This is a genomic window from Microbulbifer variabilis (genome assembly GCF_052468405.1).
In genome coordinates this window covers 476450-496369 of the sequence record NZ_CP174343.1, presented here as the reverse complement: position 1 = coordinate 496369, position 19920 = coordinate 476450, and the positions used below count along the sequence as shown (strand labels likewise).

The following is a 19920-nucleotide window of genomic DNA, read 5'->3' as shown; positions in this document are numbered from 1 at the left end:
CAAAATGAACAAGTTTCCCACCGACTACAGCATTCCAAAGACGGGCAGGTTAAACTTGTGCGACGCATTATCACTAAAAATTCTTGCTATGTCTCGGCTCAGAGCCATGCAATCTTTTGTCAGATTTTAAGGAAAGCTAAAAATGCAGTTCTCCGCCAAGGTTTTGGATATCACCAAACAGCGCACAGCCTGCTCCATTATTTCGGCAGATGCCAAAAACAGCCTTACCCACAGTGGAAAAAGCCTAGATAAACTCACCGGGGGAGTGATTGGCAAAATCCTCAAGCGCGGTGACCTCGGCACCAAGCCAGGCAGCACCCAACTGATTGACTTGATCGAAGGTCCCAGTGATCGCGTACTGGTCGTTCGTGCCGGCAAGGGTGCTCTCACCCAGGCTGAATTCCGCAAGCTGGCCACGACCAGCGCTACAGCGGCTAAAAAGTTCAAGGACGCCACTTCTTATCTGTGTGAACTGGATGTAGACGGTGCAGACAAGTCCTGGCAAGCACAGCAAATTGCAATGGCAGCCGGACTTGCCACCTACCGCTTCACCCAGTGCCAGACTGACGCAAAGCCCTATCCCTTGAGCAAGTTCACGGTACACGGCCTGGAGCGAAAGCAACTCAAATCTATTCAATCTGGAATCGATATCGGGGCAGCCCAAGCAATCGGTAGTAATGTAGCCCGTGAACTGGGCGATATGCCAGGCAACATCTGTACCCCCAATTACCTGGCAAGTGAAGCTCGTGCATTGGCCAAAAAACACACAAAACTCACTACCACGGTCCTTGATGAAAAGAAAATGAAAGCCCTGGGCATGGGTGCCCTGCTGAGTGTTGCCAAGGGGAGCGACCAGCCGCCGGCCTTGATTGCCATGAACTACAAAGGTGGTAAAGCCAGTGACAAGCCGATTGTACTGGTCGGCAAGGGCATCACTTTTGATAGCGGCGGCATCAGCATCAAGCCCGGCCTGGCTATGGATGAAATGAAGTACGACATGGGTGGTGCTGCCAGTGTCTTCGGCGTGATGAATGCACTATTAGAGCTGAAGCCATCGATCAATGTTGTGGGCATGGTTGCTGCCGCAGAGAACATGCCCAGTGGCGGCGCCAGCAAGCCCGGTGACATTGTGACCTCAATGTCAGGTAAAACCATCGAGATCCTGAATACCGATGCCGAAGGCCGCCTGGTACTCTGCGATGCCCTTACTTATGCCGGCAAGTACAAACCCCGTGCTGTTATTGATATCGCTACCCTGACTGGTGCCTGTGTTATTGCCCTTGGTCACCATGCAACAGGCCTGTATGCCAATAACGAAAAGCTCGCTAAAGAGCTGATCAAGGCCGGCGAGACTACCGGAGACCGCGCCTGGCAAATGCCTCTGTGGAATGAATATCAACCCTCGCTGGACTCCAACTTTGCCGATATGCAAAACATTGGCGGCCGCGAGGCGGGCTCTGTTACTGCCGCATGCTTCCTGGCGCGATTCACCAAGGATTACAACTGGGCACATATGGACATCGCAGGTAGTGCCTGGAAGTCTGGCGCCGCCAAAGGCGCTACAGGCCGCCCGGTTCCACTACTAGTTGAATACCTCCTGGGCAAATAAGCGCTAAACGCGCACAATAGCCGCCCACTTTACGGTGGGTAGCTGATAGGACGGCTCCGGTGGGGCCGTCTGTCTTTTCTGCATGGACAAGAATTTCACCGGCGCCCTCGATGACTCGAATCGACTTTTATATCCTTTCATCCGATCAGCCCCAACAAGCGGATATTTTCGCCTGTCGCCTTGCGGAAAAGGCTTACCGCAGTGGGTTGCGCGTGCTGGTTGCCGTCGATAACCGGGACCACGCCAGCCAGATCGACCAGCTATTGTGGACTTTTCGCGAAGACAGCTTTCTCCCACATGGTGCTCAAAGCGAAGAGCAGCACTCAGCCATTGAAATTAATAGCGGGGAAGATCCGGGAACTCACCATGGACTGCTGATTAATTTATGTAGCAAAGTGCCCAAGTGGTTCAGCCGCTTTGAGCGCCTTGCGGAGATAGTTGTACAACATCCAGATACACTGCAGCGTTCACGATTACGATTTGGTCACTTCCGTGATCGCGGATATCCGTTACAATCCCATAAGATCAACTAAGGCATGTAATTACTCACTACCGCTATGTCCGGTCGAAAGAACAAACACAAGCAGCGCGGACAACAACGCAAGCAGCCCAGCGAATTGCTCAGCGAGCTCAGTTCGTTGCACGACCTCCTTAATAGCGACGACCTGGACGAAATTCCCCTGCTCAATCAGGTAGCCGGCCCTCACGGGCAAGGCACTCCCCAACAGACACCAGAGCCCCGATCCCAGGTAGAGGTCCCCACCCTTACTGCCGAGCCACCATCGGACCTCCCTTCATCAACAGACTCTATGTCTCAGCAGCAATCAGCCCCTACTATAGAGGAGGATGCCCTGGATACGGCGGATCTGCCTATTCTATTCTCGCCGGTGGAAGAAGTTGCCCCTTCAGAGTGCGAAATGCAGCTAGCTGAGTCTGACCTGGCATTGCTGCGTCCACTACAGGAATTGCCCCCAACTGAGACTGAAACCGAGGTGACAGATCCTGAAGCGACTGGCAGAGGGATAACTGAAACTGCGAAGCAAGCTCAGGTAGAGAGCAGCCCCGCCCAGGAAAACCCTTTCTTGCCTGCCCATATTCGTGCGCGCCTCACTGGTGGCAAGGTTCCCACCGGTGTAGACCAGGATGCCCAAAGTCCAGAGCCGGTAGACCCCACCAGCGCAGGTACACGCACCCAGGCCCTGGCAATGGCCCAAGCCATTACTGAAGAAGGGGAGCCTGCCGACCAGCTGGAGCCAACCGAGAAGGAACGGCAGCGCCAGGCCCTGATCGAACAGTTAGTTGCACAGCAATTGCCACAACTGGAGAGGCGGTTGCGCGCACAGATAGAAAAAGTCGTCGACGAGCTGGGCGTCTGGGACTGATTACCAATACAGGCAAAACCTGCCTTTTGCCCACCAGACCCCAGCGGTATAATTCCCCCCTTTTTCCGCGCAGCCCGAGCAAGCACCAGACTATCCTGAGCCAAAACGCTGTGCACGCAGTCAGTTAAACACAAGGTTTCCCGCCCGCATGGACAAAACATACCAGCCCAACGCCATCGAACAGCAGTGGTACAAAACCTGGGAGGAGAACGGCTACTTCAAGCCTTCCGGGGATACTGAGGCCAAGCCCTACAGCATTATGATCCCGCCGCCGAACGTCACCGGCAGCCTGCATATGGGCCACGGTTTCCAGGAGTCCATCATGGACGCCCTGATTCGCTACCACCGCATGCAGGGAGACAACACCCTGTGGCAAGTGGGCACCGACCATGCCGGTATCGCCACCCAGATGGTGGTAGAGCGCCTGCTGGGCGCCGAAGGCATATCCCGCCACGACCTGGGCCGCGACAAGTTTATTGAGAAGGTCTGGGAGTGGAAGGAAGAGTCCGGCGGCACCATTACCCGCCAGCTGCGCCGCCTGGGCGCCAGCCCCGACTGGTCCCGCGAACGCTTCACTATGGACGACGGCTTCTACAAAGCGGTGCAGGAAGTCTTTATCAAACTGTATGAAGACGGCCTGATTTATCGCGGCAAGCGCCTGGTGAACTGGGACCCGAAATTCCACACTGCGATCTCCGATCTGGAAGTATTAAACGAAGAGAAGCAGGGTCACCTGTGGCACTTCCGCTACCCGCTCTCCGACGGCTCTGGCCACTTGGTGGTCGCCACTACCCGCCCGGAAACCATGCTCGGCGATACCGCCGTAGCCGTACACCCGGAAGACGAGCGCTACCAGCACCTGATTGGCAAGACCATCAAGCTGCCCCTGGCGGATCGCGAAATCCCGATTATTGCCGACGAATACGTCGATCGTGAATTCGGCACCGGCTGTGTAAAAATCACCCCGGCCCACGACTTCAACGACTACGAGATGGGCCAGCGCCACAACCTCGAGATGATCAACATCCTCGATGCCGACGCCCACCTGAACGACGCAGTGCCGGAAAAATACCGGGGCATGGAGCGCTTTGCCGCGCGCACCCAGATTGTCGACGACCTGGACGCCCTCGGCCTGCTGGAAAAAGTAGAGCCCCACACCCTCAAGGTCCCTCACGGAGACCGCTCCGGCGCCGTGATCGAGCCCTGGCTCACCGATCAATGGTACGTAAAAACCCAGCCCCTGGCCGATGAAGCCATCGCCGCTGTTGAAGATGGCCGCGTTGAGTTCGTACCGAAAAACTACGAAAACATGTACTTCTCCTGGATGCGCGATATCCAGGACTGGTGTATTTCCCGCCAGCTGTGGTGGGGCCACCGCATCCCCGCCTGGTACGACAGCGAAGGCAAAGTCTACGTTGGCCGCAGCGAAGAGGAAGTGCGCGAGAAGCACAACCTGGGCGCCGACATCAGCCTGCGCCAGGACGACGACGTACTCGACACCTGGTTCTCCTCCGGCCTGTGGACCTTCGGCACCCTGGGCTGGCCAGAAGATACCGAAGAATTGAAAGCCTTCCACCCCAGCTCCGTACTGGTCACCGGCTTCGATATTATTTTCTTCTGGGTCGCGCGCATGATGATGCTGACCCTCTACTTCAAAAAGGAAGTACCGTTTAACACCGTGTACGTGCACGGCCTGGTGCGCGACAACCACGGCCAGAAGATGTCCAAATCCAAGGGCAACGTGATCGATCCAATCGATTTGATCGACGGTATCGACCTGGAGAGCCTGGTAGCCAAGCGCACCTCCGGCATGATGCAACCGCACCTGCGCGAGAAGATCGAAAAGCAAACCCGCAAGGACTTCCCCGAAGGCTTCTCTGCTTTTGGTACCGATGCCCTGCGCTACACCTACTACTCACTGGCATCCACCGGCCGCGACATCAAGTTTGATGTGGGCCGTATCGAAGGCTTCCGCAACTTCTGTAACAAGATCTGGAATGCCTCCCGCTACGTGCTGCAAAACTGCGAAGGACAGGACTGTGGCCAGGACAACAGCAGCGACTATGAACTGACCATCGCCGACCGCTGGATTATTTCCCAGCTGCAGCGCACCGAAATCACCGTACGCGAAGCCATGGACACCTACCGCTTCGACCTCGCCTCCCAGGCCCTGTACGACTTTGTCTGGAGCGAGTACTGCAGCTGGTACCTGGAGCTGTCCAAACCGGTACTGTGGGACGACAACGCCTCCGACGCAGTGAAGAAAGGCACCCGCCGCACCCTGATCCGCGTACTGGAAACCATTTTGCGTCTGGCTCACCCACTGATGCCATTTATCACTGAAGAAATCTGGCAGCGTGTAAAAACCCTCGCCGGTTCCAACGGTGACACCATTATGCTGCAGCAGTACCCGGAAGCAGATAACAGCAAGATCGACGAAGAAGCGGAAGCGGCCGTTGCCTGGTTGAAGCAGGTTATTGAAGGCGTGCGTAATATTCGCGGTGAAATGAATATTTCCCCAGCGAAGAAAATCCCACTGATCCTGCGCGGCGGTTCCAGCCGAGACAAAGAACTGCTGGAGCAAGCCCGCAGCCTGCTGATCAAACTAGCCAGCCTCGAAGAAATCACCTGGCTGGAAAGTGGAGAAGCTGCACCAGCCTCCGCCACCGCCCTGGTAGGCGATATGGAATTGCTGGTACCCATGGCTGGCCTGATCGACGTTAAAGCCGAGAGCGCCCGTCTACAAAAAGAGATTGATAAACTTTCCAAAGAACTCGCACGAGTTGAAGGCAAGCTCAACAATCCCAAGTTTGTGGACAAAGCCCCCGAAGCCGTTGTTGCCAAGGAGAAGGACAAGCTCGCGGAAATGAAAGGTGCTCACGAGCGTCTGCAACAGCAACTTGAGGAAATCAGTAACCTTTAATGGTTCTGGTAATCTGCTCCGATAAAGAGCGGATCTGATTTAAAAAGGGGGCTCTGCCCCCTTTTCTTTTTTTGATATAAATCAAACTACCCTTTCTAGCCCTAATGTCTTTCGATTTTCTATCAACTTCAGAACATGAGTATGCGCTCAATGTACCTACATCGCTTATGGGTTTGTCAGCTCCAAAAACAGCTTTACCGAAGTGGTATACGACTTAAAGCGCGCTAAAACGCTTCAAGCACCGCTCCATTTTTCAACCCTCCTAAATGCCTGATAAGAAATCAGCATGATTTTTGATCGGTTTTACTGTTATTTTTTAAAAAGAGCCTGATTGATTGAAGCTCTCGGTCTAACAGTGAGTTATAGAAAGACTATTCATTGGGGATAGTAACCAAAGTAATTATTTTTGAATTTGGGACAAGAGTTCTGGCTTGTATGTGCTTTATTGATCCCTCAAGGTTCTTACGCACTTCTTCGTTAGATTGATTCCAGGATGGTAATCATGATAATAATGGTCAGAATGATTACTATATAAAGGTTAGGTTTACATGGGGAAGCACTTGAGACTTTCATTATTTGGGATATTACTGGTTTGTACGGGGTGCGTGAGTATCCCAAAAACAGAACAAGAGTTGAGAAACAATCACTATCAAATTGTAGAAAAGTGCATAGATGCACCTTTAGCTGAAGCGTATGAGGTTATAGCCTCAAATACTGCGCGGTGTCACGGTGGGGCTGATAGCTTAATCATGCCTGCGGGTGGCGTATTTATTCCTGTGACAGCAAAGAACCAAATAGCAGGTACTATTTCTAAAGATCAAGCCAATGCAAAAGTAACCGTCGAACATATTAATCCTGTTAACAGTGGTTTTTTGCAGTTAATTGAACTTTATAAAACAGACGCCTGTCCAACAAATATAAAGGTTTATTTACTCAATGACTCGAAGAAATGGGAAACTGCTACAAAATCAGTTTTTCAATGGGTACAAGGTAATGAAACGAACTGTTTCGAGTTGTGATAAGCCTAACAAAAACCATCAATCTAACTCCGTAAAGTGTCACGCTTTTTGTTCCAAAAAGCCCGCCAGCATACTACGCAGTAGTAGTTGGCATTAACTACACTACACAAGGAGAAGTAATAAGCATTCGAGGAGTATTAACCCAGTTTGCTTTAACTTATATAATACTGGTTATCCTCGTAGGATTTACACTTAACTACTTTGGCGTTGGCAGTAATAGCGGCGTAAATATCGGAATATTATTGGGCTCGATATTTTGGGTATGTTCTTCTTTTGCTAATAAGAATCGCCGCTATTTCAATAAAAGTGAAAAAACCAGGGTAGTGATGGGGTTTATCACTATTAACGTGGTTATTCAAGCTATTTTCGGAGCTGCCGTACTTTCCGAATCTGGTCATGAAGCAATCGGTTCAGTTCTTTGTTCTCAGTTGCGATTATCGGAGCTATTCATGCAGTCGTTATCTATTTCTTTACAGGGGTTGTAAAAAAATCACTACTTAAACAAGGCATCATAGAGAGTTAACAAGACCAGCCAGAGGGATATCAAACCTCCGCTTCGCTTTGGTCTTGCCTCCCCTACTAGCAGCGTTAACGCTCTTATTAACACACCCGGCGGACTGAACACGCCAATGCGCGCGCTTGCTTCGCGCGTTCCGAAATCTCAACCACCTCCATCCCCCAACACCGGCTCCTTTTGCAAACGTCTATAGATTTCCTCACGGTGAACGGGTAGGGATTTGGGAGCACGTATGCCTATCTTTACTTGATTACCCTTAACTTCCAATACCGTAATTGAGACGTTAGCTCCAATCCGTAAGTTTTCACCCGTCCGGCGCTTTAAGATCAACATAATTGCTTCCTATGAATACTCAAACCATACGTAGACCTCCCTTAATGGAAGGATTTGAAAGTAACTTTTAAGGAAGTATTAGGTGGAGCGCGAGAACGGTAGGCATAGAGGTAGAAAAGGCAGACGCAACGCTTCCAGAGCCAGGGAACATGCCCCAAACTACTGAATGAACTCCACTTTATTGAAGACGAGCGGGTTTCTAGCGTATGATCCATATAGCCATTTTGATACTTGGGTTATCAATTTGGTTAGCTGGCCCCTGGTGTTCCACCACCTTGGGTCAGCGCCTTTTACTTACTCTTACGTCACGCTACCGTTCTCCTTTGAGGGAATGGTTCTTTTAGAAAATTCTTGATTCTCTCGAACCTCTTTGGTCATCGGCCTTTAGTAGGCTGTTCAATGAGGACCAAAATATCGATAAATATCCACCGATTTTACGCAGCTTTGACACTAAAACAAACTGAATAAAATCCAATAAGATTATTTTTGTGCCTATATTTTTGGTTGCTCACGCTTTGAAGAATTCGGTTGTGTATAAAAATGGTTGTTAAAGTTGGTACTCTTCACTGCCTTTCGCATTGGAACCCAGAAACAATAGATCACCCCTAACGGCTTCACCTTGCTGCTTTTATATACACTTTGTTGTTTTCATCCGCTATCAATACCAAAGATCAAGAGCAGCCTCGCATATCCACAGCAAAAAAAACGCTAACCTTTTGATTTCAAACGGTTTATGTTTATGATCAAAAGCAGAGAAATACGAGGATATATTGCAGCCGCAATATATCCACTAGAGTAATTCTCCACCGGTGCAGGCTAACATTCTGATTTATTTTTTTCTGGCTTAAAGGGGTTTTCTCCCCCTGGGATATATTGACTGGTGATATAATGCGGCTGCTTTTGAATACGCTGTTAGGTTGCCAAGGAAAGTTTAGTGATTGTCGATGAATCCAATTGCGAATTTGGGCGAGAAGCCATGATGTATGCGAGCTTCTTTTATTATCAATTAATAGAAGAAGGGGACTTTTCTTGCGGTCAAACATCATATTGGTTATTTGACAGCTTCTCCTGTTGGGATCTGTTAGATCTTAAAGTAATTGAATCCGAAGGTGTTTCACTCGGGGTTGATGAAACATTTATTCGAGAGGCTGCTTTAATTTACATTCTTTGTATGCTGGTAAATCAATACGAGGAATTGGAACCTGAAGAATATCCCAAATCAGAAGATCAAGCCGTAATCGTAATTAAAGATAAAGGGTTAGACCTTATCCCCGAAGTTTCTCAAATATTAGACAGTATTGATAAAGGCAATTTAGAGCTGTTAAATGCTGCAATGGGTATTATTTTTAAGAAATATGTTCAAGGTAGGTTTATCAAGCTCATTGAGCAAAGGTAACCATACAAGTCCAGCCAGCAGGGCCACCTACTCGCCGCTTCGCTCTGTTCCGGCTGTCTCCACTGGCGGCGCTAGGCAATTAGTATGGATCAACTCCTAGATTTAGCAGATGAGAGACTCATCAATGAATGCATCTTCTGTGGGGCGAGAGCAGACACAAGAGATCATGTACCGTCCAAAATTTTGTTAGATGCGCCTTATCCTGAAAATCTGCCTGTAGTAGGTGCTTGCAAGACTTGCAATCAGGGGTTTTCTAAAGATGAGCAATACCTTGTGTGCTTACTTGAATCAGCACTTGCTGGATCAACAGATCCAGAAGAAATAAGCCGGCCTTCTGTTGCTCGAGCAATGAAACGCGCTCCTGCGTTAAAAGCACGGATAGATGCCGCAAAATCTACTTCTAATGGCAGAACTATATTTCATCCGGAGCATGAGCGAGTTAAAAATGTGATGCTAAAGCTAGCTAGAGGTCATGCGGCGTTCGAGTTAAGCCAGCCTTGCCAAGATGAACCAATACACTACTGGTGTGGCGCTTTAGAGTCATTAACGCAAGATGCTCGAGAAGGGTTTGATGCTGTACATATCCAACAACTCCTTGGCGAAATAGGTTCGAGAAACATGCAACGTATGTTTACTGCTGAATTGACTTTGGAAGAAGAATCAGGTGAACACAAGCATGTGCAAGTAATTGTGAATGATTGGGTAGATGTTCAGGTTGGACGCTATCGGTATCTGGCAATTGACGATATCAATGGGGTAATAATTCGGGTTGTTCTGTCAGAATATCTCGCTTGTGAAGTAGCATGGAACCCTTATGCCTAAATCGGATAGCAGCAGTTCTAGCCTTCAACCCAAATACCACCCATCGAGGAGGTCCGCAATGAGCGGCTCCCCATCCGTAATAAATTTCTACCCAACAACACTATCATGCAGCTCTTCATTTGAATTGAGTATCATGGCAGTGCGCCACCTCAACTTTATCCGACTGGAGACATATCGGTAGGTTAACCGTGTCTTTTAACTCGTGGAGTTTAGGCTCAGGCCTTCGCCCTGTCTAAGGTATTCAATTTGGCATTTGGCTACTATGCCACCTGCTGACTTCTATTTAATCACCTTGATCATTACTAACCGAAACGCAGCTGTGTTCCATCACTCTTCCTATCCCCATGATGGTAGCTAGCGGATTGTGCCTATTTATGAGTCAGCGGCCACGTTGATAGCTTCACAGCAGCAAGCTAAACAGATCTCCCCAGATAAAAACATGAACTTTCACTACACAACTGCATCATTGACTCTACCCGTTAGATCACCCGGCTTCGATGTTCTTGACTACCTCGCCTCCAGGCTAAGCCTTATAGGATGTTTTTGTTCGCAGCTCATAGTTTTGTAACGGCTTCCTCCCCACAAGACCTCGCGGTATTACAGTTGCTATTCGCTAGTAGTTAGCATTTAATGGAACTCACTAAATGGTGATCTTCCTACAAGGGTTTTTCACCGCACTAGTTCACGCCCATGTTGGGCATACTAAGCGCATATTGTCGGATTTGTTTTCCTCTGCAATCCAAACCAACCGCAAATACGGACGTTAAGTGTAAGGCAGATGTACAGAGTATTTTATAGGGATAAGTGTATAGCAAAGTCCACATTAGAAAGCGGCGACCCGCCGATGGGTAGTGTTTCTGGCCAGCTCAAAGAGCATGGCAGTATTCAGTCATTTTCGGAGCTACTTATTCAGTTGGGTGGCGCAAAATCTGAGGATGAGTATCGCCTTGAGCTAAATGGGCTCTTTAAAATCGTCAATGCTAGTGATAAACCTTTGCAATTTTCTAGTGGCCAAATTATGGCTTACCCCGATTTAGATGAGGCACTAATAGATTTAGTAGGTATTTCATATCCTGAGTATGGGGAGCTTTTTCCAGAACAGGTTAAGGCCTATGAAATTCAGTTCAAAAACATTTAGTAAAGCAAGGCATTGGGCTCAACTAAAGCTGCGCCCATACTCGCGGCCTTATGTAGTACATCCTCGCAATGAGTTAGATATATGAATGAGAAGATAGTTATTGGCTTGTTTGGTGTTGTCTTAGGTTTCCTTCTAAACTTCGTTAAAGACATTTTCACAGCGCACCAAGATCGCAAGAAGGAAGCAGAGTATCTTGCAATAAGAATAATCTGTATCTTTGAATCCTTTATGGATGGCTGTGCTGCTGTAGTTGGGGATAACGGGCTATATCATGGACAACCAGACAAAGATGGATTCCATCGTGTACAAGTAAAAACTCCAGAGCTAGATATAGAGTTAGAAGATGTGAATTGGAAATCTTTCCCTCCGAAGCTAATGTACGAAATACTATACTTTCCAAGTTTAGTGAAGGAGGCTGACAGAGACATATCAAGCACATTTGAGCATGTAGCATGTCCTCCAGAATTTTTCGAGGGTTTTGAAGAACGGCAGTTTCAATACTCTACTCTTGGACTCAAAGCCGCTGAAATCACGAAGAAACTTAGAAAGCAGTACAATATACCGAAAAATCAAATGTCGAGCTGGGATATCGTTGAGTACATGGTAGATAAGAAAAATAAGCTTGAGAAGCTTCGAATAGATAGAAATAGAGCGAATGAAGAAATGATTGAAACATTGAATAACAAGTCAATACAACCGATCGCTGGCACTCCGACCGATTGAAACATTAGGCTCTACAAGGAAAAAGTATGGAGCAGTTAGATCGACTTATTAGGTTTCCTCGGTCTTTCAAAGACCAAATCGAAGTGGCTATAAAGCAATGTGAGGGCGTGAACCAATTTAACTCTTGGCTTAAGAGGTTTAATCAACTCACCAATGGTATTGCTAATAAGTCTGTTACCTATAGGCAAGTTCAGGATCATGTATTTGAGTTAAAGGTAATGTGCTTTCTCCTTAATACTAAGGAGGGCGTGAAGATTACTTATGAACCAAAGGGTATCGATCCAAAAGGAAAAGACTGTGATCTCCTGGCTGAAACAAAAAGTTGCAATTATCTGATAGAACTAAAGTGTACACATCCAGAGATGCGTAATACGAAAATCCCGCATGAATACATCACCAAGAATAATAAGCTTTATATGAACGGAGGCAACTATCATCTATATCAATCCGCGCGAGGACACCTTATGGATGTCACTCGGCATACCGAAGAAAAAATAGCCAACTATGGAGATGGTTATAAAACTGTATTGGCAACAATTGATGGTTTTCATTTAGATATTGAAGATCTACGAGACTTCGTATTTATATATCGGCTCCATGCTCATAGGCCAGATGACCCACTTGGCAAAATGACCATACATAATTTGAAAGAACCTTATAAACAAACAATCGACGAATTCTGGGCTCTGCCTTTCCACCAAAATAGATTTGACTTTAAAGCTGATAGAAAACCAACAATAGTCGCACCGTTGAAATCAGGGGATGTCCCGCTAGTATGAAAAGTTTAAATCGGGTAGCCAGTAGCTTCTAGCTACCCCGGCCCCCAGCGTGCGGGCCCGCAATAGGCAACTCCTATCCGTTATGGGTCTCTAGCCAACGATAGTCTCAAGCAGCTCTTCATTTGAGCTGAGTGTCATGGCACTGTGCTACCTCAACTATATTCGATTGGCAACATATTGGTAGACTAGCCCTGTCTTTTAACTCGTGGATTTAGGTTCAGGCCGTCACCTGACTTCTGTTTAATCACCTTGGTCATTACTGGCCGAGGCGCTGCTATGTCCCAGCACTTTTCACTATCCCCGCGATGATAGCTAGCCGGTTGGGCCTTATGAGTCAGCGACCACGCTGACAGCTTCACAGCAGCAAGCTAAACAGATTTCCCCAGATAGGAGAGTGAACTTTCACTACACAACTGCATCATTGACTCTACCTGTTAGATCACATGGCTTCGGCGTCCGTAGCCACCTCACCTCCAGGCTAAGCCTTATAAGATGTTTCCGTTCGCCAGCTCGTAGTCTTGCTAGCTTCTTCCTCCCCATAAGACCTCACCGTATTGCAGTTGCCATTCTCTGGTAGTTAGCATTTAATGGCACCCATTAAATGGTGATCTTCCTACAAGGGACTTTCACCCCATTAGTCCACGCCCATGCTGGGCGTACCAAGTCAAATCTGCACCGGTATTTGAGGCGTTACAAGGCAACCAAGATTTAGCTATGGGATTAATAGAAGCAATACTTTTAGGTATCCAGTTTAAGAGACTACAAAAGCCTTTGGTGTTCTTTTCTATGCTAATTGGTCTCATTGCCTTCAGTATTTTCGGTGTAGCTATATTCGGTGCGCTAGTTACTGAACTTGTATCTACGGATAAAGAGTTTACCTTCGAGCTAGTCGGTGCCAGTTTTGGCCTACTTGCCATAATAGGTATCTTTTTTGGTTTGGCCTGGGTATGTGGTTATTTATTAAAGAGGTGCTTCGAGTAACGCCGTATAACAAGTTGCACAAGTACACTCTGGCCGCAAAAAGCGTAGCCTCCGCGGGACAGCCTACACTGTGTTTCGGCTGCCCTTTAGCAAACCTTATGAGTACTGAGATTTAAAGCATGGAAACTGTTACTTGCTATAGGCCCACCGGCGAAAAAGAGTTAGAACTGGTTAAGGAATCGGGCTATAAAAAATGGCCCCCTCGTTTGCCAGAACAACCAATTTTTTATCCGGTTACAAACGAAGAATATGCCATTGCCTTAACACAGTGGAATATCACCGATTTCGGTGCACGCTACGTAACCAAATTTGAAGTGGTTAAGTCCTTCATGGAAAAATACCCCATAAAATGCGTGGGTGCTAAGTCACATACTGAATGGTGGGTGCCCGCTGAAGATCTGGAAGATCTTAATAGAAATATTGTTGGGAAAATCGAGGTAATAGGTGAATACCGAAACTCATAAATCCGGTAGCCGGTAGTTTCTAGCTACCGGCCCCCACACCACCCATCATGCGGGCCCGCAATGGGTGGTCCTCTATCCGTAATGAATCTCTACCCAACAATAGTGTCGAGCAGCTCTTCATTTGAGCTGAGTGTCATGGCAGTACACTACCTCAACTTTATCTGACTGGAAACATATCGGCAGGCTAGCTCTGTCTATTAACTCGTGGATTTAGGTTCAGGCCTTCACCATGTCCAAGGTATCAATCTAGGTATTTAGCTACTATGCCGCCGACTGACTTCAGCTTAATCACCTCAGCCATTACTGACCGAAGCGCTGCTGTGCTCCACCACTTTTGTCTATCTCCGCGATGGTGACTAGCGGGTTGGGCCTACTTATGAATCAGCGACCACGCTGACAGCTTCACAGCAGCAAGCTAAACAGATCTCCCAAGATAAGAACGTGAACTTTCACTACACAACTACATTATTGACCCTACCCGCTAAATCACATGGCTTCGGTGACCTTGGCCACCTCACCTCCAGGCTAAGCCTTATAGGATGTTTCTGTTAGCCAGCTCATAGTTTGCTAGCGGCTTCTTCTCCACAAGCCTCACGGTCTTGCAGTTGCCATTCGCTAGTAGTTAACATTTATGAAACTCATTAAATGGTGATCTTCCTACAGGAAACTTTCACCCCATTAGCCCACGCCCATACTGGGCGTACTAAGGCGAAGCACGATAGCCAGCAAAGCTGGCTGGACCTACATTCCGCAGCTTCGCTGCTTCATTTCGGTCCATGCTGGCAGCGTTATAACTCATGAGGGCTCTGTGACCTACATAAAGTACTTGTTTGTAATCTTGTTTCCTTGGTTAGCTTTTTTCGTAGGAGACATGATTTATGGTTCTTCGCATGTGATGTTTCATCATCCCTGCGAACAATCAGAATATGGGTGCTGGCCTATGGATTCTACAAGTTTTGCTATAAAAGGGGCGTTGTTTGGTATCTTTATAGGCTTGGCAAATTTGTCGTCCTCTCAGCTTAAAATATCATTGGTGTCGGCATTAGTGTTGTTGGCTTTGATTACTGTCAGGCTGGGTGCTGTTCAAATGGAGGGTATTCTGTCTGTAGTATTGGGTGGGTATTATTGGTTTAGTTTATTTGTCCCATTATTATTTAGCGCAGTGTTTTTTTACCTAGGCTCAAAGTATGTGTCAGGTAAGTTATAGCAATACCAGGTACGATCGCCAGAAAAGCTGGCTGGACCTACATTCCGAAGCTTCGCTGCTCCATTTCGGTTCGTGTTGGCGACGTTAGTACTATAGAGATATAAGTAATGGGAAGACCTTGGAGTAAACTGCAGAAGGAATTTTATTTGCTGCGAGCAGATGGACTTGATCTGCAATTGCATTGCCGAGCCTATAGAATAGATTCACAAATGGGATCTACCGATATTCCTAGATATTGGATTACATTAGGCAAGGAGATAATCTGGGACTACCCAAGAGATTTTATTGGGAAGAATCATCCTAAACGAGTAAATACTAAGTGGTATCCTTATGGCAGTGATGTTCCAGATATTTCCAATCTAATACGAGAGTATATTGACACTCCAAAAGATGAGCTGATGTCAAAGAATTTTCAAAATGACCATTGGGGGTTGATTAACATATTTCGAGCTTCAGATAAGCGTATAGGTTTAAGACGCCTACCTGAGCTAAAGAGGAAAACAAAAAATAGGGCAGCATTGAAAGTAATTGAGGCGCGGCTAGAAAAGCACTGAATCTGGTAGCTAGTAGCTGGTAGCTTCTAACTACCGGACCCCAGACCACCCATTATGCGGACCCTCAATGAGCAGCTCCCTATCCGTAATGAATCTCTACCCAACGATAGTGTCGAAAAGCTCTTCATTTGAGTTGAGTATCATGGCTGTGCACTACCTCAACTTTAACCGACTGGAAACATATCGGCAGGCTAGCCTTGCCTTTTAACTCATGGAGTTTGGATTCAGGACTTCACCATGTCCAAGGTATTAATCTTGACATTTGGCTACTATGCCGTCGGCTGACTTCTGTTTAATCACCTCAGCCATTACTGATCAAGGCACTGCTGTATCCCACCATTTTGTCGATCCTGGCGATGGTGGCTATCGGGGTGGGCCTACTTGTGAGTCAGCGGTCACGCTGACAGCTTCACAGCAGCAAGCTAAACAGATCTCCCCAGATAAGAACGTGAACTTTCACTACACAACTGCATCATTTCCTCTACCCGTTAGATCACCCGGCTTCGGTGTCCTTGGCCACCTCCCCTCCAAGCTAAGCCTTATAGGATGTTTGTGTTCGCCAGCTCGTAGTTTTGCTAGCGGCTTCCTCCCCACAAGATCTCATAGTGTTGCAGTTGCCATTCGCTAATAGTTAGCATTTAATGGAACCCATTAATGGTGATACTCCTACAAGGGACTTTTACCCCATTTACCCCATTAGTCCACGCCCGTACTGGGTGTACCAGTCAATGAATTACGTGCCTTCGGCGCCCGACAGCTTACAATCCGCTTCGCTATGTTACAGCTGCGGGTTATTGAGGAGTCATGTAAAAACACATTAAATAAACCAATTTCCTCATGGTGGTAATGATAATATTTTTCAACACTCTTATGCATTACACTAAGTACTCGAATTAAATAGAGGAAAATTGAATGGTTAAATACAAAAAGCAGGTGTGGGATATACGACGCTGAACTATCAATCTGGCGAGTTTGAAACCCGTCAAGATAAAGATTCAAAAGTAAATAACGTTTGTATTTTACAGCAAATTTCAAACTGGCGGCCCCCATTGAAGTAGAGAAATATAGCGGTTAAAGTTCTTATACCTTGTATCTATGGTTGGCTACCATATACCATAATTTTCTATTTACTGTTCAAAGGTGTAATACTTATGAGCGTAAAATTTTACTCAGATCAACTGTTCTACCACGGCACTAACGATCGTTATTTTGCGGAAGGCCATACCAAACCAGCGGGACAATTCTACCTCTCTACCAGTGGGTTTGAATCGCCTATTACCGCGAACACAAGATACATAATTAAATTCAAGCTTGTTAGAAATGTTAATGCTGTTGAGAGCCGGAATATCAAACGTGGCGACGTTGATGAAACTCAGCTTATACGCGATGGAGGACTGTGGTGTTCGGTACCTGATGCTGGTGAGCCTCAAGTCTTGATCCATTGGGAAACCGCCGGACACAATTTTGAGTACGTCTCCTGGTCATTCTGTTGGTGGTCTGACCGTTTTCGGTGGGTGGCTTGCTGTGATCGACCAGCTCATTACGGACTGCCCAGTAACAATCATATGGTTTGAAGTCTTTAAGGGAAGTTCACAAAACAACATGGACAGTCATTCACAAACAAGATCGGTGACTGTCCTATTTATTTGGAAGTTTTAAAAAATACAAATATATTCACGTTATTTTAGGAGTTTGGATTTTCGCCCCTCCGATTTGGTTTTTCATCGAGTATTATTTCGTATGGGTTAAAGGGACAGGAGTGGATCGCGAATAATTAGTTGCTGGTAGAGAACTGGCAAAACCTTTTTGTGCTGCAGTTTTAGCAGCTCTTTTGGTTTTGATGTCAAAATAATGCATAAATCGGGTAGCCGGTAGTTTCTAGCTACCGGCCCCCACACCACTCATCGTGCGGGCCCGCAATGGGCGCTTCCCTATCCGTAATAAACCTCTACCCAACGATAGTGTCTAGCAGCTCTTCGTTTGAGTTGAGTGTCATGGCAGTGCGTTACCTCAACTTTATCCGACTGCAAACATATCGGTAGGCTAGCCCTGTCTTTTAACTCATGGATTTAGGTTCAGGCCTTCACGGTATCCAAGGTATTAATCTTGGCATTAGGCTACTATGCCATCGGCTGACTTCTGTTTAATCACCTTGGTCATTACTGACCGAGGCGCCGCTGTGTCCCGCCACTTTTGTCTATCCTCGCGATAGTCGCTAGCGGGCTGGGCCTACTTATGAGTCAGCGGCCCTGCTGACAGCTTCACAACAGCAAGTTAAACCGATCTCCCCAGATAAGAACGTGAACCTTCACTACACAACTGCATCATTGACTCCACCCGTTAGATCACCCAGATTCGGTATCCTTGGCCACCTCGCCTCCAGGCTAAGCCTTATAGGATGTTTCCGTTCGCCGGCTCGTAGTCTTGCTGCTTCCCCCCATAAGACCTCACCGTATTGCAGTTGCCATTCTCTGGTAGTTAGCATTTAATGGCGCCCATTAAACGGTGATCTTCCTACACGGGACTTTCACCCCATTAGTCCGCGCCCATGCTGGGCGTGCCAAAATTAGGCAAGCGGACAAATTACTACGCCTTCGATTCCGTAATTTGCCGTTGTTAAAGGCGTTATCTGGGGCTAAGTCAAGGCCTTATGAGAGATGTGGCGTAATTGACATCAGCTTAAAGAATCATCCTGACACTCACTGTAGTGCTACGACAAATTAACCAGACACAATAAGTTGTTTTTATGCAGCCTTTTAATACTCAATTTACTTTATCTAGAGATTACCTTGCCGAATGTTATGATCAGTCTCTCCCCTATGGGAAAAACGTCAAGCCAAATTATCTTCTTCCTACATTATTATTATCTTCTGGTGCGGGATTACTGTTATTTACTGAGCAACCTAAGATCGCAAGTTGCACGTTAATTGCATTAGGCGTGCTGGAACTGATTCACATTCGATTTCGACGAGCTTGGTGGTTAGCACGGCAGATGCTTGGGAAAAGTGCCGGTAGTGAAGTGAAATTAACCATAGATAAGGATGGAATCCAGACACAGAATCCTTATACGATAACAGCTCTGTCATGGGCAGATATCGAGCGTATTATTGAAACCGATTTAGGGCTTATTTTGGTAGCTAAATCTGGGGGGCAGCAGTACTTGTCTAAATCGTTATTACCTGCTGAATTAATTAATGAGATAGTAACCAAGATTAAGGGTAAACATTGATTTCAATAAGAAATTAAAATTGTGCCTACAGTGCAGATAATACAATACATAACAAGTTGCCCAAACGCGACGACCCTACAGGGTCGCCCGTTGGCAAAGCGTTATGTGTAAGAGTGTATAGAAAAAATGAAACTTCAAATATTAAAATTTCTGAATGATGGTGACTTTATGGGTATACACCCAGGAGCTACCAAAGCTGAAGTTATTCGCCAGATTGGAGAGCCTAAAGGATGGGCTAGCTCGTCAACAAGTGAAGAGATTGACGAATTTATGGAGGCCAACATTTGGGGCTATGGAGGATGGGTAATTTGGTTCGACAATGATTTGGTGGATGCTATTACGGGTTCTTTATCTGGTGAGGAATTTGAATATTCTGATTTCGGCGAAGAAGAGGAAGTGAAATTTCAAGAAATCAATATTGATCAGTTTGTAGATGCTCTTGAAGAAAGTTCTATTGATTACTATCGGGCACCGAAAGTATTAGAGTTTATTGATAAAGATGGAAATAGGATTCAAAGACGAAAAAGACTTGCCTTCGAAAGCATATACATGGGCACTAGGTTAGAAAGTAGGGTTACTATCGAAAACGGAAAAATATTCCAGCTCGCACATCCATGTAGCATTATTTCTCAAGCTATAGGAATGAGTTGTACGGAGAGCGCTAGAAAGAAAGGTTGGTCGCTGGTCAGGTGACTTGAAAATACATAACAAGACAATGCACTAGCCCTACACCACAGGCCTTTTTCTTATGCATTCACTAAGTTCATTGTTGCATAATAAAAAGTCCCACGGCTTAGGCTGGCGGTCTGGGCGTTCGTAGTGTATCTCTACCCAACGATAGTAT

At 46.7% G+C, this 19920-nt stretch carries 18 protein-coding genes; 17 read left to right on the top strand and 1 reads right to left on the bottom strand.

What is annotated here, in order from left to right; genetic code table 11:
• Positions 1-142 precede the first annotated feature (142 nt).
• From ACJJJB_RS02515 to ACJJJB_RS02490, 6 genes are all read left to right on the top strand, one after another.
• Positions 143-1609 (top strand): leucyl aminopeptidase, encoded by a 1467-nt coding sequence (locus tag ACJJJB_RS02515; RefSeq protein WP_282951422.1) that lies wholly within the window; start codon positions 143-145, stop codon positions 1607-1609.
• A 110-nt stretch (positions 1610-1719) separates the two neighbouring features.
• A complete protein-coding gene (locus ACJJJB_RS02510; RefSeq protein ID WP_445365675.1) occupies positions 1720-2142 on the top strand; it encodes a DNA polymerase III subunit chi in 423 nt (140 codons plus the stop codon).
• Between the two features lie 24 nt (positions 2143-2166).
• Positions 2167-2991, top strand: coding sequence for a hypothetical protein (locus ACJJJB_RS02505; RefSeq protein WP_445365674.1), 825 nt, complete (start codon positions 2167-2169; stop codon positions 2989-2991).
• A gap of 148 nt (positions 2992-3139) precedes the next feature.
• Complete coding sequence (locus ACJJJB_RS02500) at positions 3140-5914, top strand: valine--tRNA ligase (protein WP_445365673.1); 2775 nt, start codon at positions 3140-3142, stop codon at positions 5912-5914.
• 560 nt (positions 5915-6474) lie between these two features.
• Positions 6475-6933, top strand: coding sequence for a hypothetical protein (locus ACJJJB_RS02495; protein WP_157533377.1), 459 nt, complete (start codon positions 6475-6477; stop codon positions 6931-6933).
• A gap of 92 nt (positions 6934-7025) precedes the next feature.
• Positions 7026-7418 (top strand): ABZJ_00895 family protein, encoded by a 393-nt coding sequence (locus tag ACJJJB_RS02490; RefSeq protein ID WP_211214902.1) that lies wholly within the window; start codon positions 7026-7028, stop codon positions 7416-7418.
• Positions 7419-7594: 176 nt separating this feature from the next.
• Here the strand turns inward: ACJJJB_RS02490 and csrA are convergent, their stop codons facing one another.
• Positions 7595-7783, bottom strand: coding sequence for a carbon storage regulator CsrA (gene csrA, locus ACJJJB_RS02485; RefSeq protein ID WP_282951427.1), 189 nt, complete (start codon positions 7781-7783; stop codon positions 7595-7597).
• A 934-nt stretch (positions 7784-8717) separates the two neighbouring features.
• Here csrA and ACJJJB_RS02480 point away from each other — a divergent pair.
• The 11 genes from ACJJJB_RS02480 to ACJJJB_RS02430 all read left to right on the top strand — a co-directional run bounded on the left by ACJJJB_RS02480 (position 8718) and on the right by ACJJJB_RS02430 (position 19769).
• On the top strand, positions 8718-9179 hold the full coding sequence (locus ACJJJB_RS02480; protein WP_445365672.1) for a hypothetical protein: 462 nt from the start codon (positions 8718-8720) through the stop codon (positions 9177-9179).
• Between the two features lie 84 nt (positions 9180-9263).
• Positions 9264-10001 carry a hypothetical protein gene (locus tag ACJJJB_RS02475; protein WP_445365671.1) on the top strand — a complete coding sequence of 246 codons (738 nt, stop codon included), beginning with the start codon at positions 9264-9266 and terminating at the stop codon, positions 9999-10001.
• 844 nt (positions 10002-10845) lie between these two features.
• Entirely contained in the window at positions 10846-11139 is a 294-nt protein-coding gene (locus ACJJJB_RS02470; RefSeq protein ID WP_445365670.1) for a hypothetical protein, read from the top strand.
• Between the two features lie 81 nt (positions 11140-11220).
• Complete coding sequence (locus ACJJJB_RS02465; protein WP_445365669.1) at positions 11221-11862, top strand: hypothetical protein; 642 nt, start codon at positions 11221-11223, stop codon at positions 11860-11862.
• Positions 11863-11888: 26 nt separating this feature from the next.
• On the top strand, positions 11889-12641 hold the full coding sequence (locus tag ACJJJB_RS02460) for a hypothetical protein (RefSeq protein WP_445365668.1): 753 nt from the start codon (positions 11889-11891) through the stop codon (positions 12639-12641).
• 714 nt (positions 12642-13355) lie between these two features.
• A complete protein-coding gene (locus ACJJJB_RS02455; protein WP_445365667.1) occupies positions 13356-13622 on the top strand; it encodes a hypothetical protein in 267 nt (88 codons plus the stop codon).
• Between the two features lie 119 nt (positions 13623-13741).
• The gene (locus ACJJJB_RS02450) at positions 13742-14086 is read left to right on the top strand and encodes a hypothetical protein (protein WP_445365666.1); all 345 of its coding nucleotides are present in this window, start codon (positions 13742-13744) and stop codon (positions 14084-14086) included.
• Positions 14087-14894: 808 nt separating this feature from the next.
• Positions 14895-15293 (top strand): hypothetical protein, encoded by a 399-nt coding sequence (locus tag ACJJJB_RS02445; protein WP_353376851.1) that lies wholly within the window; start codon positions 14895-14897, stop codon positions 15291-15293.
• A gap of 107 nt (positions 15294-15400) precedes the next feature.
• Complete coding sequence (locus tag ACJJJB_RS02440; RefSeq protein ID WP_445365665.1) at positions 15401-15847, top strand: SF0329 family protein; 447 nt, start codon at positions 15401-15403, stop codon at positions 15845-15847.
• A gap of 2746 nt (positions 15848-18593) precedes the next feature.
• Complete coding sequence (locus tag ACJJJB_RS02435; RefSeq protein WP_020412217.1) at positions 18594-19076, top strand: YcxB family protein; 483 nt, start codon at positions 18594-18596, stop codon at positions 19074-19076.
• A 126-nt stretch (positions 19077-19202) separates the two neighbouring features.
• Positions 19203-19769, top strand: coding sequence for a hypothetical protein (locus tag ACJJJB_RS02430; RefSeq protein WP_445365664.1), 567 nt, complete (start codon positions 19203-19205; stop codon positions 19767-19769).
• Positions 19770-19920: the final 151 nt, after the last annotated feature.

Coding starts and splice junctions, on each gene's coding strand:
- ACJJJB_RS02460 (WP_445365668.1), top strand. CDS start 11,889: ATGGAGCAGTTAGATCGACTTATTAGGTTTCCTCGGTCTTTCAAAGAC.
- ACJJJB_RS02465 (WP_445365669.1), top strand. CDS start 11,221: ATGAATGAGAAGATAGTTATTGGCTTGTTTGGTGTTGTCTTAGGTTTC.
- ACJJJB_RS02515 (WP_282951422.1), top strand. CDS start 143: ATGCAGTTCTCCGCCAAGGTTTTGGATATCACCAAACAGCGCACAGCC.
- ACJJJB_RS02450 (WP_445365666.1), top strand. CDS start 13,742: ATGGAAACTGTTACTTGCTATAGGCCCACCGGCGAAAAAGAGTTAGAA.
- ACJJJB_RS02470 (WP_445365670.1), top strand. CDS start 10,846: ATGGGTAGTGTTTCTGGCCAGCTCAAAGAGCATGGCAGTATTCAGTCA.
- ACJJJB_RS02500 (WP_445365673.1), top strand. CDS start 3,140: ATGGACAAAACATACCAGCCCAACGCCATCGAACAGCAGTGGTACAAA.
- ACJJJB_RS02455 (WP_445365667.1), top strand. CDS start 13,356: ATGGGATTAATAGAAGCAATACTTTTAGGTATCCAGTTTAAGAGACTA.
- ACJJJB_RS02440 (WP_445365665.1), top strand. CDS start 15,401: ATGGGAAGACCTTGGAGTAAACTGCAGAAGGAATTTTATTTGCTGCGA.
- ACJJJB_RS02475 (WP_445365671.1), top strand. CDS start 9,264: ATGGATCAACTCCTAGATTTAGCAGATGAGAGACTCATCAATGAATGC.
- csrA (WP_282951427.1), bottom strand. CDS start 7,783: ATGTTGATCTTAAAGCGCCGGACGGGTGAAAACTTACGGATTGGAGCT.
- ACJJJB_RS02435 (WP_020412217.1), top strand. CDS start 18,594: ATGCAGCCTTTTAATACTCAATTTACTTTATCTAGAGATTACCTTGCC.
- ACJJJB_RS02430 (WP_445365664.1), top strand. CDS start 19,203: ATGAAACTTCAAATATTAAAATTTCTGAATGATGGTGACTTTATGGGT.
- ACJJJB_RS02505 (WP_445365674.1), top strand. CDS start 2,167: ATGTCCGGTCGAAAGAACAAACACAAGCAGCGCGGACAACAACGCAAG.
- ACJJJB_RS02510 (WP_445365675.1), top strand. CDS start 1,720: ATGACTCGAATCGACTTTTATATCCTTTCATCCGATCAGCCCCAACAA.